General features: G+C 50.7%; 20 protein-coding genes. 11 read left to right on the top strand and 9 right to left on the bottom strand.

Annotated elements, in window-relative coordinates; translation table 11 throughout:
• Positions 1 to 50 precede the first annotated feature (50 nt).
• The 3 genes from HA050_RS00675 to HA050_RS00665 are packed head-to-tail and all read right to left on the bottom strand — an operon-like array spanning position 51 to position 7,213.
• Positions 51 to 3,962 carry a PAS domain S-box protein gene (locus tag HA050_RS00675; protein WP_166820796.1) on the bottom strand — a complete coding sequence of 1,304 codons (3,912 nt, stop codon included), beginning with the start codon at positions 3,960 to 3,962 and terminating at the stop codon, positions 51 to 53.
• A complete protein-coding gene (locus HA050_RS00670) occupies positions 3,959 to 6,100 on the bottom strand; it encodes a PAS domain S-box protein (protein WP_166820793.1) in 2,142 nt (713 codons plus the stop codon). Before HA050_RS00670 ends, HA050_RS00675 begins: the two co-directional genes overlap by 4 nt.
• A gap of 18 nt (positions 6,101 to 6,118) precedes the next feature.
• The gene (locus HA050_RS00665; RefSeq protein WP_166820790.1) at positions 6,119 to 7,213 is read right to left on the bottom strand and encodes an HD-GYP domain-containing protein; all 1,095 of its coding nucleotides are present in this window, start codon (positions 7,211 to 7,213) and stop codon (positions 6,119 to 6,121) included.
• Positions 7,214 to 7,418: 205 nt separating this feature from the next.
• Here HA050_RS00665 and HA050_RS00660 point away from each other — a divergent pair, with 205 nt between their 5' ends.
• The 4 genes from HA050_RS00660 to HA050_RS00645 all read left to right on the top strand — a co-directional run bounded on the left by HA050_RS00660 (position 7,419) and on the right by HA050_RS00645 (position 10,363).
• Positions 7,419 to 8,669 carry a 6-phosphofructokinase gene (locus HA050_RS00660; protein ID WP_166820787.1) on the top strand — a complete coding sequence of 417 codons (1,251 nt, stop codon included), beginning with the start codon at positions 7,419 to 7,421 and terminating at the stop codon, positions 8,667 to 8,669.
• A gap of 76 nt (positions 8,670 to 8,745) precedes the next feature.
• Positions 8,746 to 9,420 carry a MarC family NAAT transporter gene (locus tag HA050_RS00655; protein WP_166820784.1) on the top strand — a complete coding sequence of 225 codons (675 nt, stop codon included), beginning with the start codon at positions 8,746 to 8,748 and terminating at the stop codon, positions 9,418 to 9,420.
• A gap of 116 nt (positions 9,421 to 9,536) precedes the next feature.
• A complete protein-coding gene (locus tag HA050_RS00650; RefSeq protein ID WP_099397382.1) occupies positions 9,537 to 9,998 on the top strand; it encodes an MgtC/SapB family protein in 462 nt (153 codons plus the stop codon).
• Positions 9,999 to 10,168: 170 nt separating this feature from the next.
• The gene (locus HA050_RS00645; RefSeq protein ID WP_166820782.1) at positions 10,169 to 10,363 is read left to right on the top strand and encodes a hypothetical protein; all 195 of its coding nucleotides are present in this window, start codon (positions 10,169 to 10,171) and stop codon (positions 10,361 to 10,363) included.
• A 32-nt stretch (positions 10,364 to 10,395) separates the two neighbouring features.
• Here the strand turns inward: HA050_RS00645 and miaA are convergent, their stop codons facing one another.
• The 3 genes from miaA to mutL all read right to left on the bottom strand — a co-directional run bounded on the left by miaA (position 10,396) and on the right by mutL (position 14,592).
• A complete protein-coding gene (gene miaA, locus HA050_RS00640) occupies positions 10,396 to 11,331 on the bottom strand; it encodes a tRNA (adenosine(37)-N6)-dimethylallyltransferase MiaA (RefSeq protein WP_166820779.1) in 936 nt (311 codons plus the stop codon).
• Between the two features lie 338 nt (positions 11,332 to 11,669).
• A complete protein-coding gene (locus tag HA050_RS00635) occupies positions 11,670 to 12,437 on the bottom strand; it encodes a hypothetical protein (protein ID WP_166820776.1) in 768 nt (255 codons plus the stop codon).
• 202 nt (positions 12,438 to 12,639) lie between these two features.
• Positions 12,640 to 14,592, bottom strand: a complete 1,953-nt coding sequence (mutL, locus tag HA050_RS00630; protein ID WP_166820773.1) for a DNA mismatch repair endonuclease MutL — start codon at positions 14,590 to 14,592, stop codon at positions 12,640 to 12,642.
• 169 nt (positions 14,593 to 14,761) lie between these two features.
• Between mutL and HA050_RS00625 the strand changes: the two genes are divergently transcribed.
• The 3 genes from HA050_RS00625 to HA050_RS00615 all read left to right on the top strand — a co-directional run bounded on the left by HA050_RS00625 (position 14,762) and on the right by HA050_RS00615 (position 16,318).
• Positions 14,762 to 14,965, top strand: a complete 204-nt coding sequence (locus HA050_RS00625; RefSeq protein ID WP_099397430.1) for a tautomerase family protein — start codon at positions 14,762 to 14,764, stop codon at positions 14,963 to 14,965.
• A 94-nt stretch (positions 14,966 to 15,059) separates the two neighbouring features.
• Positions 15,060 to 15,689 (top strand): glutathione S-transferase N-terminal domain-containing protein, encoded by a 630-nt coding sequence (locus HA050_RS00620; protein WP_166820770.1) that lies wholly within the window; start codon positions 15,060 to 15,062, stop codon positions 15,687 to 15,689.
• 38 nt (positions 15,690 to 15,727) lie between these two features.
• On the top strand, positions 15,728 to 16,318 hold the full coding sequence (locus tag HA050_RS00615) for a GNAT family N-acetyltransferase (RefSeq protein ID WP_205836239.1): 591 nt from the start codon (positions 15,728 to 15,730) through the stop codon (positions 16,316 to 16,318).
• A 99-nt stretch (positions 16,319 to 16,417) separates the two neighbouring features.
• On the opposite strand, the gene HA050_RS00610 is transcribed toward HA050_RS00615, so the two are convergent.
• Positions 16,418 to 17,722 carry an N-acetylmuramoyl-L-alanine amidase gene (locus tag HA050_RS00610; protein WP_166820767.1) on the bottom strand — a complete coding sequence of 435 codons (1,305 nt, stop codon included), beginning with the start codon at positions 17,720 to 17,722 and terminating at the stop codon, positions 16,418 to 16,420.
• Positions 17,695 to 18,174, bottom strand: coding sequence for a tRNA (adenosine(37)-N6)-threonylcarbamoyltransferase complex ATPase subunit type 1 TsaE (gene tsaE, locus HA050_RS00605; RefSeq protein ID WP_166820764.1), 480 nt, complete (start codon positions 18,172 to 18,174; stop codon positions 17,695 to 17,697). The genes HA050_RS00610 and tsaE overlap by 28 nt, the downstream gene beginning before the upstream one ends.
• A gap of 87 nt (positions 18,175 to 18,261) precedes the next feature.
• Between tsaE and queG the strand changes: the two genes are divergently transcribed.
• The 4 genes from queG to HA050_RS00585 all read left to right on the top strand — a co-directional run bounded on the left by queG (position 18,262) and on the right by HA050_RS00585 (position 21,744).
• The gene (queG, locus tag HA050_RS00600; RefSeq protein ID WP_166820761.1) at positions 18,262 to 19,335 is read left to right on the top strand and encodes a tRNA epoxyqueuosine(34) reductase QueG; all 1,074 of its coding nucleotides are present in this window, start codon (positions 18,262 to 18,264) and stop codon (positions 19,333 to 19,335) included.
• A 147-nt stretch (positions 19,336 to 19,482) separates the two neighbouring features.
• Positions 19,483 to 19,818 carry a hypothetical protein gene (locus HA050_RS00595; RefSeq protein WP_166820758.1) on the top strand — a complete coding sequence of 112 codons (336 nt, stop codon included), beginning with the start codon at positions 19,483 to 19,485 and terminating at the stop codon, positions 19,816 to 19,818.
• Between the two features lie 435 nt (positions 19,819 to 20,253).
• Positions 20,254 to 21,024, top strand: coding sequence for an exodeoxyribonuclease III (xth, locus tag HA050_RS00590; protein WP_166820755.1), 771 nt, complete (start codon positions 20,254 to 20,256; stop codon positions 21,022 to 21,024).
• A gap of 33 nt (positions 21,025 to 21,057) precedes the next feature.
• Positions 21,058 to 21,744 (top strand): Crp/Fnr family transcriptional regulator, encoded by a 687-nt coding sequence (locus tag HA050_RS00585; RefSeq protein WP_115226013.1) that lies wholly within the window; start codon positions 21,058 to 21,060, stop codon positions 21,742 to 21,744.
• Between the two features lie 35 nt (positions 21,745 to 21,779).
• Here the strand turns inward: HA050_RS00585 and HA050_RS00580 are convergent, their stop codons facing one another.
• Complete coding sequence (locus HA050_RS00580; RefSeq protein WP_099397396.1) at positions 21,780 to 22,385, bottom strand: lytic transglycosylase domain-containing protein; 606 nt, start codon at positions 22,383 to 22,385, stop codon at positions 21,780 to 21,782.
• Positions 22,386 to 22,424: the final 39 nt, after the last annotated feature.

The following is a 22,424-nucleotide window of genomic DNA, read 5'->3' as shown; positions in this document are numbered from 1 at the left end:
AAAAAAATGCTGTACAAGCAGAGTGCCGCCACAAGGGCAGTTGGGCAGGCTTAATCGCCTTTAAGATGCGCCTTACTGATGAGCTGTTGTAAGGTGCCCGAGGCGGTTTCAAAGTTAAATTGCCCTATCTGGCTTGCCAGCTCTTCTGTGGCGGGGCCTAAGGTTTTGAAGAGTTGCTCTGCGTGCTGATCAAACAGCGTGAGTGAGGCGGTATCGTTCTGGCTGAGGAGTAAATCCAGCCCGGCCAGAATTTTAGACAGAGGGTAGTCTGCCTCTTCAGCGGGTGGAAAAAGCAGCTTATTGAGCTGCACAAGCTCATGGTTTATTTCATCCATCAGCGGGTTTCGCTCTGCTGCGGGTAGCTGCTGATTGAGGGCCGCTTCCAGCCGGGCTGCGAGTTCTGCAATATTATCGACGCTTAAAACCGCCGCTGCGCCTTTCAGCGTATGGGCGATCAGCAGGCTTTCGCGCGGCTGCCCGGCGAGCAAGTGCTCGTCCAGCCGGGCCATATCGCCAGCATGGCTGCTGACAAAGCGGCGGAGTAAATCCAGATATTTGGCACTGTTTCCTCTGAGCATTTCAAGGGCACGGCTGATATTCAGCCTGGGCAGCGCGGCCAGCCTTGCAAGCTCTTGTTCTTGAATCAGGCTGGCTTGTTTTGTGCGTTGTTCAAAGCGCAGTGGCTGATCTTTGGGGTGATTTTTAGGCAGCCATTGCAGCAGGGCTTTAAATAAGGATTCGGGGCTGACGGGTTTACTGATAAAGCCATTTACACCTGCCTCTTCACAGGCTTGTTTGTTCTCATCAAAGGCGCTGGCGGTTAAGGCAAGGATGGCCTGGTTTTGCCAGCCAGGCAGCTGGCGGATCTTTCTTGTGGCTTCCAGCCCGTCCATCACCGGCATTTGAATATCCATCAAAATCAGCTGGTACTGATTGGCCCGGGCTTTTTCCAGTGCTTCCTGGCCATTGACCGCGGTATCCAGTATCAGGCCGCTGCCATCCAGTAAATCCAGAATGACTTCCAGGTTAATACTATTGTCTTCCACGACTAAGAGACGGGCGCCTGCACACTGGCGCAGCTCGGCTTCTGTCTGTGCCAGGCTTTGCGGGTCTGGCTGAGTGCGGGGGCCGCTGCCCTTGCTGATCAGGGCGGTAAACCAAAAAATACTGCCCCTGACGGGCGCAGCCATCACGCCTGCACTGCCGCCCATGATTTCAGCAAGGCGCCGGGTGATGGCTAAGCCAAGGCCCGTGCCGCCGTATTTACGGGTAGTCGATACATCGGCCTGCTCAAAGTTTTGAAAGAGTCTGGGGATTTTGTCAGGCTCAATGCCGATACCACTGTCTTGTACCTGAAAGCGCAGCAAGAGCCGCTCATCGGCAAGCTCTTCTTCTACGCTGACACTCAGAGTGATTTTGCCCTGTTCGGTAAACTTCACGGCATTACTGGCGTAATTCAGCAGGGCCTGGCGCAGCCGGGTAGCATCGCCATGCAGCCAGGAGGGTACTTTGTCAATATGGGTTTCAATCGCCAGCCCTTTGGCTGAAGCGGTATCGTTAATCAGTGTGCAGACATTATCAAACAGGGCGGTCAGCGAGAAATCGCTTTGCTCCAGGTGTAATTTTCCGGCCTCTATTTTAGATAAATCGAGGATGTCGTTAATGACAGATAACAGGTGCTGGGCGGCGTGATTTATTTTATTGAGCCGCAGCGACTGATGCGGGGTAGCGCCATCCCGCAGCAGCAAATGGGTCAGCCCCATAATGGCATTCATGGGCGTGCGAATCTCATGGCTCATATTGGCAAGAAACGCACTCTTGGCCAGATTGGCCGATTCTGCTTTTTCGCGTGATTCGGCCAGCTGTACAGTCCGCTCAGAAACCAGCTCTTCCAGGTGAAAGCGGTGGCGGTCCAGCTCCAGTCCTAAGCGTTTTTTCTCGGTGATATCTTCTTGTGTGCCCAGGTAGTGGGTGATTTTTCCGTCTTCCTGGCGGATGGGGGAAATAGACGCAAATACCGTATAAATTTCACCATTTTTACGCTGGTTAATAAATTCCCCATGCCAGGCCATGCCAGACTTCAGCGCCTGTTTTAAGCTGGTGTAGGTGCTTGCCGGGGTCAGGCCCGATTGCAGAAAGCGCGATGGCTGCCCGATGACTTCTTCTTTGCTGTAGCCGGTGTTCTGCACGAATGAGGTGTTTACATAATCGATGCACAAACGCGCGTCGGTAATGATGACATTTTCCGGGCTTTGCTCTACCGCCAAAAATAATTTGCGCAATTGCTCTTCGGTTTTTTTACGCTCGGTAATATCCAGCACAATGCCGGAGATACGGTGCAACTGGCCGTTCTCCAGGTATTGCGCCCGGCCTTTACTGATCAGCCAGCGGATTTCCCCGGATCTTTTACAAATACGGTACTCCACCTCAAAGGCTTCCCGGTAAGCATTCTTATTTTTGAGCAGAGATTCTATTCTCAGCCAGTCCTCAGGGCAGATGCATGAGCGCCAGTGGCGGCGGCTGATTTTCTGGTCGTCAGGCGTGTCATAGAGCCTGGCGCATTCGGGTGACCAGTAAATTTGATTGTTGGCGATGTCCCAGTTCCAGATGCCCACATGAGCGCCTTCCTGAGCCATCAGCAGGCGCTGCTCGCTTTCTTTCAGGGCGGCATTGCTGGCTTCTGCGCTGGAGCGGGCGGAAATGGCGTCTTCCATCAGGTTTAGCGCGGCAAGGCGGTCGCGGTTTTGTTTTTCCAGTGCTTCATTCTGGCTGTTGATCAGGGCGATTTCGGCATTTTTACGCCCGGTAATATCTTGTACCGTGCCATACAAAGCAGATATTTTTCCCGATGCATCGCGGCGGGCTTTTCCCCTCGCAGTAATCCAGCGATGCCTTCCATCATCACGGATCACCCCGGCATCACATTCATAGGCCAAGCCTTCCTTTAAGCAGCGATTGACCGCGCCGGATAATTGCTGCCAGCTCTCTGCTGAAAAATAGGATTGCACTTCGGGATAAAGGGCCGGGCCCAGTGCCGGGTCTCTGCCATAAATCGAGTAAATTTCTTCCGACCAGTCGTGTACATCTTCGGCCACTTGCCAGCTCCAGTTGCCAATGCAGGCCAGTTGCTGGGCTTCTTTTAATGCAGAAGCACTTTCTTTTAAAGCGGCCTCAGCTTGTTTTCTGGCCTGGATATCTTCGACCACAGAAATAAAATAATTGGGCTCACCAGAAGGGGTCCGCACTAAGGATACGGTGAGGTTGGCCCAGATTAAATCGCCATCTTTGCGTATATATCGTTTTTGCATCGAGTAGGTTTGCAGCTGGCCTGCCAGCACCTGCGCCACATAGTCCTCGTCGGTTTGTAAGTCTTCAGGGTGGGTTATATCCTGAAAGCCTATCTGCAATAGCTCGCCCTGCTGATAGCCCATGATTTGGCAAAGCTTCTGGTTCACACGCAGCCATTGTCCGTTGGGGGCTACCAGTGCAATGCCCATGGCGGCTTGCTCAAATGTGGCCTGAAAGCGTAGCTCGCTTTGCAGTAATTGATTCTGAATGGCAAGCATTGCTTGCCAGCGATCGGATGCATTTTTGCGTGAGCGGTGCAGATATTCGCTGAGTAAGCTCAGTAAAAGCCCATTAATGAGCAAAATGGCCCACTGTAAAAGATCGTATGGAGCCGCAATGGCAAAGCTATTTGCAGGGGGTATCAAATAAGCGGCACATACTGCCGATATCAGTGTGCTGATCAGGCCCGGTAGAAATCCTCCTAAAAAAGCGCTGATTATTATGGGCAAAATATACAGGATCAGCAGTGTCCGATCGCCCAGCGAAACCGAAAATTCGCTGCGAAGAATCAGCATCAGCATGGGTAGCATGCAGGCGAGAATATAGTGCAGGCCCCGGTGTGTTTGTAAGCGTTGCCACAGGAGGGGGAGTGTTTGTTCAGCAGGGGTATTCATGGCGTTGTGCCAGATAAATCATCACTTGATATCGTGGTGTTATGACTTAAAGCTTTGATCTGGCGCTTCAGTTCTATCATATCCAGCTCGCGATCAACCATCGCGGCGTTAAAGCGCTCTAGTTCGGCATTGCGCTGGCGTAATTCTTCGGACTGCTGAGTCAGCGTTTGCTCAACGGATTTGCGTTCAGTGATGTCCAGAATCAGGCCGATCAGTGCAGGGTGGCCCTTGTTATCAACTTTACGGCCATAAAACTCAATATCGATCAGCTCGTGATCCTGTCTTACGCCGGTAAAATAAAAGTGAACATCACTTATTTCGCCGCTTTCGGCCAGCCGGATCAGCTGGTGCACCCGCTCCTGATCTTCTGCGCTGATCAAATGCCCGATATCACCCATATTGATCAGTGTATCGGCATCATCCCATGCAAATATTCTGGCAAAGCCCGGGTTTACATAGTTAAGACGATGGCGATGAATAATATAAATGCCGGCTAAAGACTGCTCAACGATGGCGCGAAAGCGCTCTTCGCTTTCACGTAATACAATTTCGGCCTGTTTTCTTTCGGTGATATCGCGGGACACGCCAAACAGGCCGATGATTTTGCCTTTTTCGTCATAAAGCGGCCCTTTGGTGGCTAAAAAAACGTGCTGACCATCCGGCAGATCCAGTGTTTCTTCCTGAGTCAGTACAATGCCATTTTCAATGGCAATACGACCCGTTTTGACCAGCATTTCTGCCTGCTCTGGCGGAAAAATATCATAGTCAGATTTTCCCAGTAAATCACTGACACTTTGTGCAACAAAACGGCTGGCTGCCCGGTTGATCAGGATATAGCGGCCTTGCATATCTTTGGCGAAAATGGCGTCTTCCGAGTTGTCTGCAATATTGGAAAAAAGCTTAACGGCCTGCAAGCGCTCATTTTGTAACTGACGGGTATTGGCAGCCAATACCAATTGCTCCTGCTGGCGCAACATCACATAGCTTGCTCTGGCCATAAAAAGCGCCAGCAGCCCGGCAAGGCTAATCCAGATGGCATCTTTGATGATTTCATCATAAATCTCCGACTGATCCATTTTGCAGATCAAATACCAATCGGTATCAGGTACTGCACGGCCGATGCCCATTACTTTTTCATTACGATAATCACGGCCGCGAAGCATGGCATTAAAGGGGGATTTATTGCTTAAAAAACGTGATGTAAGCAGGGGTTTAGAAATCGATATTCTGGTTGTGAGCGGAGGGGCTTTGCTAAAGCGGGGTTGATTTAAAAACAGGATCTGATCCCCTTCTTGCCTGAATAAAACGGTATCGCTGGTCTGGCTGGGAACAGGCTGGTTTTCTAAAGCAGGAAACAGCCAGTTTGCGGGGTTGCTGTGCAAAATAATAAAAGGGGCCGCGCCATCTTTTGTGTTGAGCGGGGCGATAAAATCTAAGCTGGGCTGGGCCAGTGTATTCAGATAGGGGCCAAACCTCTGTATTTTTTGTGTTCTGATGGCCTGTTGCAGTGTGATTTGCAGCGCCGGGTGGGGCGGGAGTTGGGATGAGCTCCAGAGCAGATTGCCCTCCGGATCGAGCAGGCTGCTGGCCCTGAAGCCTTTTATTTTGTTAAATTGCTCCAGCCGCTGAAGCAACAGTGTTTTCTTGCCCGGATCAGTGTGCCAGTGTTGATAGAGCTCTGCATAAATGTCACTGGTTTGCAGCAGCTCGGCATCGCTTTCCCGCTCTTTTAGCCAATCGGATATTTGCCGTATTTTTAAATCCACAATGGCCTGCATTCTGGCTGCATGAATCTCTTCTGCGGTATTTACCCGGTAAATAATGCTGGCGGCGCTAAAAATCAGAATAAATGTGGCCAGTACAGAAAACAGCCTTCCCAGTTTTTTGCCGTAGCCGGAGAGATTATTCCGGGGGACATCCCGGTGCAGCAGTTGTTGCCATACCAGCCTCAGCAGCAGGATGCAGGCCAGAATCATCAAGCTGTCTTTCAGCAGCGAAAGCGGTTCAGGTTCTGATGATCTGGCAAGCAGCATTTCTATCATTTTGCTGCTTAAAAGCATGCCCAGCACGGCCATGGCTGAGTAGCTCAGCACGGTTTTGAAAATACGGGTAAGAGGTAGTTTTAACTCTCTGTGCATAGCTGCCCCCCCGTTTGCTTAGTCGCAATCCAGATAGCGTTCGGCGATGGCGGTGAAATCCGGAAAGTGATCAAGAAAAGCTTGCACAATATCCGGGTCAAAATGCTGACCACTGCCTGATTTAATCATTAATCTGGCTTCTTCATAGGGCAGGGCTTGTTTGTATACCCGACGGCAAATCAGGGCATCAAACACATCGGCCAGCGCCATCAGCCTTGCAGATACTGGAATTGCATCACCTGATAAGCCATCGGGGTAGCCGCTGCCATTCCATTTTTCGTGGTGCCAGCGGGCAATTTCTTTGGCCAGTGTAAGAAACTCAACCGGGTGCTCGATATCCTTTTCGGCCATCTCAATGGCCTGGCTGCCCAGCTTGGAATGGGTTTTCATAATTTCCCACTCATGTGCGTCAAGGCTGTTGGGTTTGAGCAAAATATGATCAGGAATGCCGACTTTACCAATATCGTGCAAAGGGGCAGAGCGGCTGAGTAAGTTGATATACCGCGCGTTTAAAGTATCGGTAAAACGCGGGTGATTCTGCAGCTTAAGGGCCAGCAGCTGCACATAGCTCTGGGTGCGCAAAATATGGTTGCCGGTTTCAGGGTCGCGAATCTCGGCCAGATGGGCGAGCGCCCGGATGCTGACCTGCTGGGTCATATCATTTTCTGCCATACGCCGGGAAATCTCGGCTTCAAGCGCTGTGTTCTGGTTTTTCAGCCAGCTGCGTGCCTGATGGGCCTCAAGCTGGGTGCGTACTCTGGCAAGTAATACCGCAGGCTTTACGGGCTTGATAATGTAATCAACCGCTCCAAGTTGCAGTCCCAGCTCTTCACTGCCTGCATCGGCTAAGGCGGTGAGTAAAATAACCGGAATATCCCGTGTTTCGGGCATTTCCTGGATTTTTTTAAGCACGGCATAGCCATCAAGACCAGGCATCATAATGTCGAGCAAAATTAAATGAGGTAAGGCCTGGCTGGCCAGAATGCGCAGGCATCTTTCCCCTGATGACGCCGCAAGTACACGATAGTGGGGAGAGAGAAGGCTGCTGATTACCAGTAAGTTTTCAGCCAGATCGTCAACAAGCAATACTGTGCAGTTGCTTTCATTAAACATACGAAAATCACCAAAAAGGCGCTAATTCGTAGTATAGATTTATCAGGCCGGAAAAGATGCTGAGATTGTTAATACGGACGCTGTACCCGGGGTGAAAAATACACTTTAAATGATGCTGAATAACCCTAATGCAAAAAGCCCCGATGACTAAACATGCTGCAACGCGCAAAATACGCGCCTAGAATTTATCTTTTTGGAAACGCTCATGGCCAGAAACGCGCTTTACGCCCAATCGGGTGGTGTAACCCCTGTGATTAATGCATCCGCTGCTGCGGTGATTGCGGCCGCCCGCGCTCATCCGGATCAGATTGGCCGTGTGTTTGCCGCCAAAAATGGGGTATTAGGTGTGCTGGCGGAAGAGCTGATTGATACCGCTTGTATGAGCGAAGCTGATTTGGCCGCGCTGGCCGCATCCCCTGGCGGTGCTTTTGGCTCTTGCCGCCATAAGCTGCGCTTTGGCCGCGAGCTGACCCGTTTGTTTGAAGTTTTTGCCGCGCATGATATCGGCTATCTGTTTTATAACGGCGGTGGTGATTCTGCAGATACCTGCATGAAAATCGCCGCGCACGCCGAATACCTTGGCTACGATCTCACCGCGATTCACGTGCCTAAAACCATTGATAACGACTTGCCGCATTCGGATTGCTCGCCAGGCTTTGGCTCGGTGGCCAAATACGTGGGCACATCGATCCGCGAAGCGGGTATGGATGTGGCATCCATGTGTGGCTCCAGCACCAAAGTATTTATTATGGAAGTCATGGGCCGTCATACGGGCTGGATTGCAGCCAGCGCAGGCTTAGCGTCTGGCGAAGGTAACTTGCCTCCGCACCTGATTTTGCTGCCGGAAGTCACATTTAATGCGGCTACTTTCCTTGCTGCCGTTGAAGCCACCATCGCCCGCGAAGGCTATTGCGTGATTGTGGCTGCAGAAGGGATTAAAAACGCGGAAGGTAAATTTGTGGCCGAAGCGGGTGGCACGGATGCTTTTGGTCATGCACAGCTGGGCGGTGTAGCGCCTTATCTGGCGCAGCTGATTAAAACGGCTCAAGGCCATAAATGCCATTGGGCAGTTTCTGATTATCTGCAACGTGCAGCGCGCCATATGGCGTCCGGAACCGATGTGGATCAGGCCATGGCCGTGGGTACTGCCGCAGTGAAGTTTGCATTGGCCGGTGAGCGTGGCGTGATGCCAACAATCGTTCGCATCAGCGAAGCACCTTATGCCTGGACTATTGGCTCGGTGAAGCTGGAAGAAGTCGCTAACCACGAAAAACACCTGCCCGCTGAATATATCCGCGCCGATGGCTTTCATATCACGCCAGCCGCACGCAGCTATTTTGCACCTTTGATTATGGGTGAGGCGATCCCTCCCTATGTAAATGGCCTGCCAGCCTATCCTGTGTGGAATTTTTCCACTATCGAAGCCAGGCTGGAAGCATTTAATACAGCTGGATAAACTGTCTCTATTCTTGATCTAAATAAAAGGGAAGACCACGGTTTACGTGTAAGCTTCCCTTTTTTGCGTGGACAAGATGACTCTATTTCGCTTGGTACTGGAGTACCTGTCTTACATCCTGACTACGGTTACGGCACTTTTGCCCATCATTAATCCCCTTGCGACTGCTGCCATTTTGCCGGGAATTTCTGTGCATTTATCTGAGGCGGAGCGAAAGCAGCAGGTCAAGCTGGCTTGCTACTATATGGCAGGCATCTTAATCACCTTCCTGGTGGCAGGGGGGCTGATTATGGATTTCTTTAATATCTCTATTCCTGGCTTACGCATTGCGGGCGGGATGGTGGTGATTTATCTGGGCTTCAGGATGCTGTTTCCTGAGTCTTCGCCCAAAATTGAGGATGAGCCAGAGCAGGGCGCCAGACGTGAAATTGCTTTTACCCCGCTTGCCATGCCTTCAATGGCTGGGCCAGGCTCGATTGCGGTGGTGATTTCAATGTCTTCTACCTTGCACTCGCAAAGGCATATCCCTGTTTGGGCTGGTTATTCATTGCTGGTACTTGGCATTGCTGCCACAGCGTTTATCTGCTGGCTCACCTTACGCGCCTCCAGCCGTTTGTTTGCCGTGCTGGGGGATGATGGTATCAGTGCCATTTCAAGAATTATGGGTTTTATGCTGATTTGTATCGGGGTGCAGTTTTTTATTAATGGCGTGGGTGAATTACTGCACGATGCAAGTTTTATGCCGCGTTAAGTGTTTTATGCTTTATCTTTGATGTTTGGCTTACTCAATTCTCAGCGGTGAATTTTAATGAGATTGCTTTTTGCTTTCGTTATTTTCTTGCCGTTCATAAGCGGTGGTAAAGCCTGATGAGAATGCTGCAGGATTTCGATATTTTTTTACGTCTGATTGTGGCTGTGTTTTTGGGCGGGCTGATCGGCATTAATCGTTTTATGCATAAGAAACCAGCGGGTGTGCGTACCCATGCCCTGGTCTCTTTGGGTGCAGGGCTGATGATTGCTTTAAATGGCGTGATCAGCCACGACGATGCCCAGGCCTTCAGCCGTGTGGCTCAGGGCTTGATTACGGGGATAGGCTTTTTGGGGGCGGGCCTGATTGTGCATCGCAGCGATAATATGGTGGAAGGCCTGACTTCCGCCGCATCCATCTGGCTTACGGCGGCGATCGGTTTGGCATGTGGTGCTGGCTATATTGATATTGCTGCGTTTGTGGTGATTTTAGCGCTGCTGGTCATCAATCTGGGCGGGCCATTAGAGCGCTGGGCCGAAAGACAGATGCAGCGCTGGCGCGATGATAAATCACCGCATTAAAACCTGGCGCTTTGGTCCTTGCACCGCTCTGAAATAGTTAAAAGCACACAACATCATCCTTTATCCGTGGTTTTTCTGTGCACGAGGGCATGTCATGTTTTCCCCCGCCTCACGACTAAATACCCACAGCGTTGATGGTCAGCGGTGTGGGCTTAATCAGGAGGTGTGTAATGGGGGTTAGCGGATGTACATCCTGCCAGACAGGGGGGATTGAGGCTCTGAAGGCTTATGATCATCAGTATCAAATGAAGCTGCAAGAGGATTACGTCAGGCAGACGCAAGTTGCGCCAGAGCGTTTGACTCAGGGGGAGAATAATCCTGTTACTGGCGCAATATCAGGCAGCGTGATTAATCTGAGTGTGTAGTCAGTGGCGCACTGAAGCCAGTGCGCCATCGCTTATAGCCAGGCCTCAATCGCGGTTTTTGCCCGCTCCGCCAAGTTTTCTTCCTGGCAATTAATCTCCAGCAAATCATCCATTCCCCGCAGCCAGGTCAGCTGACGTTTGGCCAGCTGTCGGGTTGCTGCAATGCCTTTTTCGCGCATGGTTGGGTAATCCACGAGGCCATCCTGATATTCCCAAGCCTGCCGGTAGCCCACGCAGCGCATCGATGGCAGTTCCAGTGATAAATCATATTTAGCCCGCAAGCGGCTTACTTCATCGAGTAAACCCAGCTCCAGCATTTGATCAAAACGCAGCGCAATGCGATCGTGCAGCCATTTTCTGTCTTGCGGCAGCAGGGCGATTTTAAGCAGGCGATAAGGCAGAGCACCGCTGGCAGGTTCGGCCAGTAAATCCGACATTTTTTTGCCAGTGAGGGTGCATATTTCCAAGGCACGCTCGATACGCTGTGCATCGGTGGATTTAAGCCGTTCTGCCGTGACAGGATCGATGGCGGCCAGTTTGGCGTGCATGGCTGGCCAGCCAAGCAGTGTGGCTTCTTCGTGGATTTTTGCCCGCAGCGCCGCATCTGCCTGGGGTAATTCATGAATGCCATGCTGCAGGGTGTTGTAATACAGCATGGTGCCGCCCACCAGTACCGGCACCTTGCCACGCGCTGTAATATCGGCCATTAAAGCCAGGGCATCACGCCGGAATTGCGCGGCAGAATAGGCTTCTTCAGGTGAAATAATATCAATTAAATGATGCGGAGCACGGGCCAGCTCATCCGCACCTGGCTTGGCGCTGCCGATATCCATATCTTTAAATACCAGCGCCGAATCAACCGAAATTAACTCTACCGGCAAGCCGCTTTCCAGCAAATGAATCGCACTGGCGGTTTTACCACTGGCGGTAGGGCCCATTAAGAAAATGGCAGGAGAGGAATTCGGCATGGCGATATAACTTTATAAAAATTGAAAATGGTGGGTTTTGGTAAACCCAAATTTTGAATCTCAGAGGGTTCAGAGTTTCACAGAGAAAACGACAAAATGTAATGCCGTTTTTGTAGGGCAGGTATATCCCAATCCTATCAACAAATGCATTATTTTCCGCTGGTTTTGTTTATTAAATAAATAGGATTGGGGTGAAATCCGCCAGACTTTGCCATGAAATGAGATAAAAACGGCGGGCATTGCCCGGCCTGAGATGACTCAATTTTTGCTCCGTGTTCTGCGTTTAAACTCCGTGCTCCCTGTGTCTGCAGATTTTAGGTTTTTGTATTTTACTGCCATCAATGAAAACGATGACTTAAAAATCTGACCAGCATGCCGGTGGCGAGTGCGGCGATCAGGGCGGGAATAAAGGCCAGCAGGCCGATATGGCTTGCCAGCGGTGTCCATACCAAAAAGAACATGCTAAACCCTGTCAGCCCCATTAAAAAGCCGCGTAATTGCAGTAATAGCGCATTGCGGCCCGTATTGGCCAGCGTAAATGCCGGAATCACCGTGGCGGCAACAGGAAAGCCCGCCAATACGCCAGTCATGGTGCTGCCTAAGAGTAAAGAGAGGCTGGAGAGCGCCAGCACCAACAACAGCGCCGCCACCATGCGGGCATAGAGCTCGATCCTGGGTAGCGATGAGCTATGGATAGCCTCTGGTCTGGGGATAAAGTAAATCGCAATCCATAGCCCCGCCAGCACGCCAATGCCGGCAATGGGGGACAAGGCAAGGCCGCTCCAGACCAAGATCAGCGCGGTGAGCAAATAAGCCGCCCAGCCACACAGGATGGTGCCCTGCCATGAAAAATAGCGGCTGGCATGGGCCAGTACCAGCATATACACCACATTGGCCCAAAGGCCTGCCGATGCTGCCCCCGCTGCTTTGATCGCATATTCAGGCCCATATTCCAGCCACAGCGCCAGCACAATCGGAATCGCTACCAGTGGTAAGCCACCTAATAAGCCCGAAATTTGCGGCCCCCAGCGCCGGCCGGCCAGACTCGCCGCGCCGATCAGTAATGGGGCGGCGAAGAGTTTAACGATTAAGGCGCTGCTGGGCATGTGGGCTCATTTGGGTGAGGGTTTTAGGGCGGTGCAATCCGCCATTGGGTGTGTCGTGCCGCACAGCAGCGGCAAAGCATTGCTTCTTAATATCATTCGCGGCTAAAGCAGCCCTGAGAAAAGTCTGTGTTCAGGGGGGCATTTTATTTTGTTCACGCGAAAAGCATAAAATGCCTTAAGCCCGCGAAGGCACTGTGCCTCTCTATTGCCCGCGCATAAACATTTTATCTAATTCATTCAGCGTCATTCGAAACCAGGTGGGGCGGCCGTGATTGCATTGGCCGCTGCGTTCGGTGGCTTCCATCTGGCGTAATAGCGCGTTCATTTCGGTGATGGTGAGGCTGCGGTTGGCGCGCACCGAGCCGTGGCAGGCCATGGTGGCGAGCAGCTCATTTTGTCTGCCTGCCAGTACTTCACTTGCGCCAACCATGCGGATATCTTTGAGCACGGCTTGTGCCAGCTCAATCGGATTGGCGTCTTTCAGCAGCATGGGCAGGGAGCGGATGGCCAGCTGTGTGGGGGATTGCACTGAGATCTCAAAACCAATCGCAGCCAGCGTTTCAGCGTGATCTTCAACCGTGGCTACATCATGTTTATCCGCAGCAAAAACATGCGGAATCAACAGCGGCTGAGTCGGCATTTGATGCAGATCGAGCGCGTTTTTCAGCTGCTCGTATACCACCCGCTCGTGCGCAGCGTGCATATCCACCACGATCAGCCCCTCGGCATTTTGCGCAAGGATATAAATGCCGTGCAGCTGGCCGAGTGCAAAACCCAGTGGCGGCACGGTTTCCGAGTCGCTGGCACGGGAAGGCGCGGCGGCAGATGGCGCGATGGCAGCTGCGGGCATCAGTGCTCCGGCCGGAACCGCGGGGGCGAATTTTCGCTCCGGGGTGTCGCTGCCGGTAAATGAAGGCAATGGTTCGGGTGCCCAGTTGTTTGAATCGCTTGGGTTTGCTTCGCCCGGAGCCCGTTTTAAATCTGCAAACATGGTGTCGTAAAAGGCCATAGGCGCTTGCACACGCGGCTGCGGCTGGAAGTTGCCCTGCTTATAGGCCATTTCAGCGTAATTCTTGGGCGTCATCGCGGGGGCGGGGGCCATGACACTAGAGTCTGGCGCGGCGATTTCGCCGGTTTCCGGATCAATGCCTGCTGGCACGGTACCCGCGCGCGTGCCGGCCAGCGCTTTTTTCAGGCTGGTAAGCATAAAGCGGTAAATCGCTTGAGATTCCCTGAAGCGTACTTCGATCTTGGTGGGGTGAACGTTCACATCCACGCCTTCAGGATCCAGCTCTAAAAACAAGCAATAGGCCGCGTGTTTATCGTGGTGCAATACATCGCGGTAGGCTTCTCGCAGGGCGTGTTGCACCACTTTATCCCGCACAAAGCGGCCATTTACAAAGAAATACTGCGCATCGCGGCTGGATTTCCCCAGCGTGGGCGAGCCGGTAATGCCCCACAGTCTTAAACCACCGAAACCTTCATCCACCTGCACGCCGGATGCTACAAACTCATCGCCCAAAATCGCCGCCGCGCGCTTGGCCAGATCTCCAGCCAAGAGGCGCAGCTGGGCGCGGCCATTATGGCTGAGCGTAAATTGCACGCCGGGGTTGGCCAGCGCAAGACGCTGCACCATATCGTTGCAATGTGCGAATTCGGTGGATTCAGATTTTAAAAATTTACGTCTTGCAGGTACCTGATAATAAAGTTCGTGTATCTCGATGGTACTGCCCTGGCTGAGCGAGGTGGGCTCGGGTTCGTTGACATGGCCATTATCTGCATCCACCCGCCATGCGTAATCTGAGCCTTGCTCGCGGCTGCTGAGTGTAAGCCTTGATACAGATGCAATACTCGCCAGCCCTTCACCCCTGAAGCCCAGTGTGGCCACTTTTTGCAAATCGTCCAGATCACGAATCTTACTGGTGGCGTGGCGATGCAAGGCAAGTGGCAGCTCGTCTTTGGCAATGCCGCAGCCATCGTCGATCACCTTAATCAGCTTGGTGCCGCCTGCTAATAGTTCGATGCTGAGATTCTGGCTGCCAGCATCGAGGCTGTTTTCCAGTAATTCTTTTAATGCAGAAGCGGGGCGCTCAACCACCTCGCCAGCAGCAATTTGGTTAATCAGATGATCGGGCAGTTGCTGAATACGGGGCATAGGAGCAGGCGGAAATAATGGGAGTGAGACCGATTATACCTGTGTATTCCTTGTAAGCCTTTGGCATGATTACAAGGTGGATTTTGCGGTTTGCCTGAAATGGGCGTTGCAATTTTATGGAGTGCCCTGATCTATTCAAAACCTACTTCATTCATTGAAAGGAATCACTATGCCCGTAGTAAATATTCAAATTACGCGTGATGGCGCGACGGCTGAACAAAAAGCCGAAGTGATTGCAGGCGTGACCGATGTGTTAGTGCGCGTTTTAAATAAAGACCCGGCCACAACATTTGTGATTATTGATGAAGTGGATACCGATAACTGGGGGCATGCAGGTAAAAGCGTGACGCAATTGAGGGCGCTGGCGAAATAAGCGTGAGCGGCTGCTGCTCGCGTGAGCGGCTTCAGTCGCAGTACAGATAGCGATATGAATAATCATCATCTAAACCCTCGTCACTGGATAAATAATGCTCGATCTCTATTATTGGATGACGCCTAACGGCCATAAAGTACGGATATTTTTGGAAGAAGCGGGCTTGGATTATCGCGTCCACCCTATCAATATTGGCAAGGGCGAGCAATTTGCACCCGACTATTTACGCATTGCCCCAAATAACCGTATTCCCGCAATTGTGGATCATGACCCGGCTGATGGTGGTGAAGAAATTGCATTATTTGAATCGGGCGCCATTCTGCTGTATTTAGCCGAAAAAACCGGGCAATTTATTCCCACAGATTTTCGCGCTAAGCAAATTACGCAGCAGTGGCTATTCTGGCAAATGGGTGGCTTAGGCCCAATGGCAGGGCAGAACCATCATTTCTCGCTCTACGCCCCGGAAAAAATCCCTTATGCAATTAATCGTTATATAACCGAAACCACAAGGCTTTATTCGGTACTCAATAAACATCTGGCTGATAAGGAATTTATTGCCGGTGAATATTCCATCGCCGATATGGCCTGCTATCCGTGGATAGTCCCCTATACTCAGCAAGGGCAAAACCTGGATGATTTTCCTGCCTTAAAGCGCTGGTTTAATACAATATCAGCGAGGCCAGCTGTGCAGCGGGCCTATGCTTTGGCAAAAGAAATGAATTAAATGCAGCGTTTTTCGCAGCGGAGCGGCTTTGGCCCGGAATGTTTTTATATGCAGGGCTTTTGCGGCTAAAGCCGCTCTTACCACCTCCTAAGTTGACAGGGTTAGGGAGCTGCCATTTTTTAATGCTAAATTACCCATTATTCTTAGAGGGAGATTCGAAAATTAACCCTGATCAATCAGCAGACTTATTAATTACGCTGAAGCCTGTTTCAAAAGAAAATTGGGTGGCATGTGCAAAACTAGAGCTTTCGCCTGAGCAAGCCAATTTTCTGGCACCTAATCTCTATTCAATTGCCGAATCAAAATTCGAACCGCATTATCAGCCGCGCGTGATTTGCCTGGCTGATCAGGTAATTGGTTTTTTGATGTATTGCCCCGACGTTGATCTGCCAGATCCTGAGTTATATTGGCTATTTCGTTTTATGCTTGGTGCTGAATATCAGGGCAAGGGCTATGGCGCAATCGCCATCCGCCTTGCTTTGGCAGAAATGAAATTGGCAGGTGCCCGCCGGGTAATCACCATGCATAAACCCTCAAACAAAGTTGCCTCACGTCTTTATCTGCGGATGGGTTTTTGTGAGGTGGGTTATGCGGAAGATGGTGATGTTGAGTTGGAATTGCTTATTTAATTTGAAGATGGGGGCAGAGCACAACAAATTAACGGTGGTCTGCCCTGTTTATCAATGTCGGTTGACGCGATAAAGCCGCTAACCCGATCTGCAAATGTCTCAGCTTTGCGCCATCCTTGTCTTCGCCAGCGGTGGATTTTTGGCGAAGTAGCGTTTGATGCCTTTGTGCAGGGCGCCGGCCATTTTTTGCTGGTAGGCTTCGTCAATGAGTTTTTGCTCTTCCTGTGGGTTAGAGATAAAGGCGGTTTCAACCAGAATCGAAGGGATATCGGGGGCTTTGAGTACGGCGAAGCCCGCTTGCTCGATGCCTTGTTTGTGCAGGCGGTTGATATTGCCGATTTCGCCCAGCATGGATTTGGCGAGTTTCATGCTGTCGTTATTGGTGGCGGTTTGGGTTAAATCCATCAGCGTGTGCGCCAGCGCTTTGTCTTTTACGTCGATTTTTACCCCGCCAATCAAATCGGCATCGTTTTGCGTTTGCGCCAGCCAGCGTGCAGCAGTGCTGGATGCGCCTTTTTCAGACAGCATAAAGACCGACGAGCCATTGGCATCGGGCCGGGTAAAGGCGTCTGCATGGATGGAGACAAATAAATCGGCCTGCACTGCGCGGGCTTTTTTAACGCGCATGCCAAGCGGTACAAAAAAGTCGCCATCACGGGTGAGCACAACGCGCATATTCGGCTCGTTTTCCAGCAGGGCTTTCAGCTTTTTGGCAATCGCCAGTACTACGGTTTTTTCATGATTGCCTTCCGGGCCTACCGCGCCGGGGTCTTCACCGCCGTGGCCAGGATCGAGCACGATGGTAATCAGCCGGTCGACTTTCATTTTGCTGCGATCAACCGTGCCGTCTTCTTCTACCTTTGTTTTTGTAGCGGGTGCGGGCGGGGCTGGCTTGATATCGCTGGTTTGATCGTCCAAAAACGCCAGCAGCGGGTCATTTTGCGATGCGGGGTAGAGATCAATCACTAAGCGGTGCTTGTACTCGCCAACGGGGTTGAGCGTAAAAATCTGCGGCTTGATTTCGGTTTTTAAATCCAGTACCAGGCGTACCGTGCCGGGCTTATTGCGAGCTGCGCGCAGCTGCTGGATATAGGGATCATCACCGCCCACTTTGCTGGCCAGGCTTTGCAGCTCGTTGTTGATATCAATGCCTTCCAGGTCGACGACCAGCCGCTCCGGATCTTTAAGCGAGAATTGCTTAAAGGTGAGGGGGACGGTGGATTCGATGGTAACGCGGGTATAAGCCTGAGCAGGCCAGACACGCACGGCCACTACGCTGGCGGCAGGCGCAGCAAAGCCAAAGGGTGTAACGGCCAGCAGCAGGCTGGCGCTTGCTCCGCGCAGAATATCGCGGCGTGCCAGCTGGGGCAGGTTAACTAAACCTGTTGAAGTCGATTGAGGCATATTTGGCCTTGCTCACTAAATGCTTGGATATGGGCCATGCGGCTTTCGGACAAAGCTTCGGGCATTAAAGTAATGATCCAGTCAGGGGTGGGTAAAAGACCTTCTGCCTTATCTGCCCATTCAATCAGGCAGATGGATTCGGGGTTGAAGTAGTCTCTAAAGCCTGCATCTTCCCATTCGCTGGCATCATTAAATCTATACAAATCAAAGTGATATAAGTATAAGTTAGAAACAGTATAAGGTTCAACCAGCGTATAAGTGGGGCTTTTTACACGGCCGGTAAAACCCAGCCCGCGAAGCAAGCCCCGGCTGAGTGTGGTTTTGCCTGCACCGAGGTTGCCTTCCAGAAAAATAACCATGCCTGCCGCTATGCTTTGCGATAAACGCGCGCCCAGCGCCAGCGTGGCATCCTCATCGGCTAAAAAACATTTGAAATCAGTATTGGCTTGCATGGGCTATGGTATCCATTGGCTTAACGCTCATACGATGAATTGGGGCCTGGCAGGCAAAAAACGCATGAAGCCGGTATCATCGCGGCTATGCATACGTCTCTATCCTTATCAGATTATCAAAAACTCGCTCAGCAAATTAAAGGCTGGGCGCTTGAATTAGGTTTTGCCCGCGCCGGGATTAGCGGCGTCGATTTAAGCCACGCGGAGGCCGGTTTACAAGAATGGCTGGACGCGGGCTTTCATGGCGAGATGGATTATATGGCAAGGCACGGTATGAAACGTGCCAGACCTGCAGAATTACACCCCGGCACTATTTCACTTATTTCGGTTTTCCTGCCTTATTTACCGCCTGCCGCCGCAAATTCAGAAGAAATTTTGGCTGATGGCAGTAAGGCCTATCTTTCGCGCTACGCGCTGGGGCGCGATTATCACAAAGTATTAAAGGGCCGTTTGCAGCAATTAGCAGATCGTTTGGCGGCTGAAATTGGCCCTTTTGGCCATCGGGTATTTGTGGATTCCGCACCGGTGCTGGAGGTAGAAATCGCCCGGCAGGCTGGGCAAGGCTGGCGGGGCAAACATACTCTGCTGATTAACCGCGAATATGGCTCTTATTTTTTTATTGGTGAGTTATTTACCGATTTGCCGCTGCCGCCTGATCCGCCGCAGCAGGAAGAGCATTGCGGGCGTTGCACTCGCTGTATTACGGCTTGCCCGACCGGTGCCATTGTCGCGCCGTATAAAGTCGATGCGCGGCGTTGTATTTCTTATTTAACCATCGAGTTGAAAGGCAGTATTCCGCTGGAGTTTCGCCCCATGCTGGGTAATCGCGTTTATGGTTGCGATGATTGCCAGATGGTCTGTCCGTGGAATCGCTTTGCGGTGGATACAAAAGAAGCTGATTTTCATGTACGCCATGGTCTGGATGATGTCACGCTGATTGAGCTTTTTGCCTGGTCTGAGGCCGATTTCAAACAGAAAATGGCCGGCAGTGCCATTTACCGCATTGGCTACGAGCAGTGGCTTAGAAATATGGCTGTGGGTCTTGGCAACGCGCCAAAGTCTGCGGGGGTGATTGCCGCACTGGCCGCCAGAGCAGATGATCCGAGCGAGCTTGTCCGGGAGCATGTGCAGTGGGCCTTGGCGCAGCATGGAATGGTTTAAAGTGCTGCGGCTTATTTTTCGCCGGAGAGATACGTTGTTATTTAATTAAGCTAAAAGGCCGCATCAGCATCTGTTGCGGCCTTTTATTTGTGGTTTATTTTGTATGAAGAATAATTTTACCCATCTTCTTTTGTTGTTTTGTTTGAAATGACTCCGGCATTGCAGGCATTGATTGCCGGTGGGCGGTATCCAGGGTTTCTTTGCGCTCAGTCAAGTGGATGTAGCTATCCTGAAAGCTATATTGGGAATAAGCTGATCATTCCTGAAACAATAATGAAAGGAATTTGTGAGATGGAATCATTTAGTATTGGGGAAAGAGTCTTTCATGCCGCAGATAAAGGCAGAACCATCAAGACGGCTTATACAGTTGAGGGTTTTCCTGGCAGCTCGGAGGAGCTGGAAGATCCTGTTTTGTGCAAATTTCATGTGGGCCAGCATCAGTTCCTGGCTGTTTTTCAGGCGGCCGATCTGTCTCATAAATAACTGAGATCACTTTGCATATCTGAAGCCACCCTAAGCGGTGGCTTTTTTGTTGAATAAGCGGGCCGTATTTTTATTCGGCTTAATTACTTTGATCTGTATATTCGATTAATCTGATATACCTTTGGCATTAAAGGTGCAAGGCTTAAATATAATTAAATTATCTTTTGGTAAAAACCGGTGTTTACCAAATCAGAAAACCGCTTGTTTATCCTGTGCCGGGCAGCAAATATTTGAATGACGGTGTGTGGTTTTTTTTGCTAACAGTGCAATACTTGCATTGTTTTTTGTAAGCAACCCATTAATTGGCCTTCTGTCTTTAAAATGCCTGGGTTTTATGTGGCTATTTTGGCGATGTGCACGAATAAAGTTAAAGAAGACGGATTGTTTAGTTAAAATGGCAGCATAAATTGATTGAATCAGGGAATAGAGCGGATTATGCAAATTGTTACGTGGAATGTGAATAGCCTTAAAGTGCGCCTGCCTCAGGTGCTGGAGTGGCTGGCCGCCAATCCGGATGTCACGGCACTTTGCCTGCAGGAAACCAAAATGGAAGACGTTAATTTTCCAAGGGCAGAGATCGAAGCTGCGGGTTTTCATGTGGTGTTTGCAGGGCAAAAAACATATAACGGCGTGGCGATTATTGCGCGGGAAGCTTTAAGTGATGTGGTCGTGAATATCCCCGGCTTTGTTGATCATCAGGTTCGCCTTATTGCCGCAACGGTAAAAGAAGTACGCCTTGTTTGTGCCTATATTCCTAATGGGCAGTCTCTGGATTCAGAAAAGTATCCGTATAAATTAGCATGGCTGGAGGCGCTGACCCAATGGCTGAAAACTGAAATGGCCAGTCACGAAAAATTAGCTTTGCTGGGGGATTATAATATTGCTCCGCAGGATATTGATGTGCATGATCCGGCTAAATGGGAGGGGCAGGTTTTGGTGTCAGAACCAGAGCGTGCTGCTTTTCAGGCCTTGCTGGATTTAGGTTTAACAGATTCATATCGTTTATTTGATCAGCCAGAAAAATCTTTTTCATGGTGGGATTATCGCGGTTTTGGTTTTAGAAAAAATGCCGGCATGCGAATCGATCATATTTTATTGTCAAAAAAACTAGTGCCTTTATGCAGTGCTTGCGTGATTGACCGTGAGCCTAGAAAAAATGAGCGCCCATCCGATCACACGCCTGTGATTGCAAGTCTCACGATTTGATAAATCAATTAAATAATCTCTGGGGAATTTTGAATGGATAAAGCGAAGTTATTGTCAGGAAGCAGTTTATTTTGTGATTTAAGCTACGCAGAATTGACTGAACTGGCTACCCAGACTGAATTGCGCAGCCTGCGTGCCAAGCAAATGGTGGTGGTACAGGGCTCGGTAGGTGACGAGATGTTTGCTGTTTTGCACGGCCGTTTAAAGGTGGTACGCAGCAGCGATGAAGGTAAAGAGGCCACCATTTGTATTCTGGAAGCCGGAGAAATGTTTGGCGAGATTGCCATGCTCGATGGTGGCTTGCGAACCGCAACGGTAGAAACCTTAGAGCCCTGTGAGCTTTTGGTGTTGCGCCGTGATGTTGTGATGCAGCATTTAGAGCGCCATCCCAAGGTGATGCACCAAATGATTGCTGCGCTTTGCCAGCGCTTACGTAATGTGGATGATTTTTTACAAGACACCCTGTTTTTGAATTTACCTCAGCGGCTGGGTAAAACGCTGAAGCAGCTGGCAAATCAGCATGGGATAAATGATGAAAATGGTGTGCTCATTGATTTAAAACTGACTCAGCAGGAGCTGGCCAATATGGTGGGCTCCAGCCGGGAAAGTGTGAATAAACAGCTGAGCGCATGGATGGAATACGGCTGGGTGCAGATGGATATGGGCTTTATTCGCCTGGTGCAGATGGATCAGCTGCCAGGTCACCCTTATTTTCATTAAGCAGTGAAAAGGGCCGGGAAATACCCCGGCCCTTTTTATTTTTCAGCCAGCTTAGTGCCCGTATCCGTATAGGCGTAGTAATTTTTCCAGGCGCCATAAACTAAGTTCGGGTATTCGGCACGGCCAAGGCTGCCGTTATAGCGGCCCAGCGCCCTGAAATAATCGCCGTTTTCCATATCTAAGTAGTGGCGCAAAATTGTGCAGCCATAGCGCAAATTAGTATTCATATCGAATAAATTGTGCCCGCTGCTGCCGATCGATCTTTGCCAGAAAGGCATAACCTGCATTAAGCCCCTGGCGCCGACCACTGATAATGCATAGCGGTTAAAGCCACTTTCAACATGTACAAGGCCTAAAACCAGCTGCGGGTCCAGCCCTGCACGGCTGGCTTCGTAATGAATGGCGGTGAGCAGTGTGCGGCGGATAAATTCATCCGGGATGCGTTTGGCGAGGCGGGCAGACATCGCCGCCAGCCAGGCTTCGCCTTCTGCAGGATTTGCAAAGACCAGTCTGGGCGATTGCCCGTCATTAATCGATCTTTGCATTGCGGTTTGTACATTAGAGGACAGCTGTTCTTCTTTTTGCGCGCCTGCAAAGGCAAAGCTGCAAAAAAACAAGCCTATTAAAAAGGAGTAGCGCATGAGCTTTTTTCTTTGGAATCAGCTTGGAATGTAGCTTTA

The organism is Iodobacter violaceini (assembly GCF_011601265.1).
GTDB lineage: Bacteria > Pseudomonadota > Gammaproteobacteria > Burkholderiales > Chitinibacteraceae > Iodobacter > Iodobacter violaceini.
This window is presented reverse-complemented; position numbering and strand designations above follow the sequence as displayed.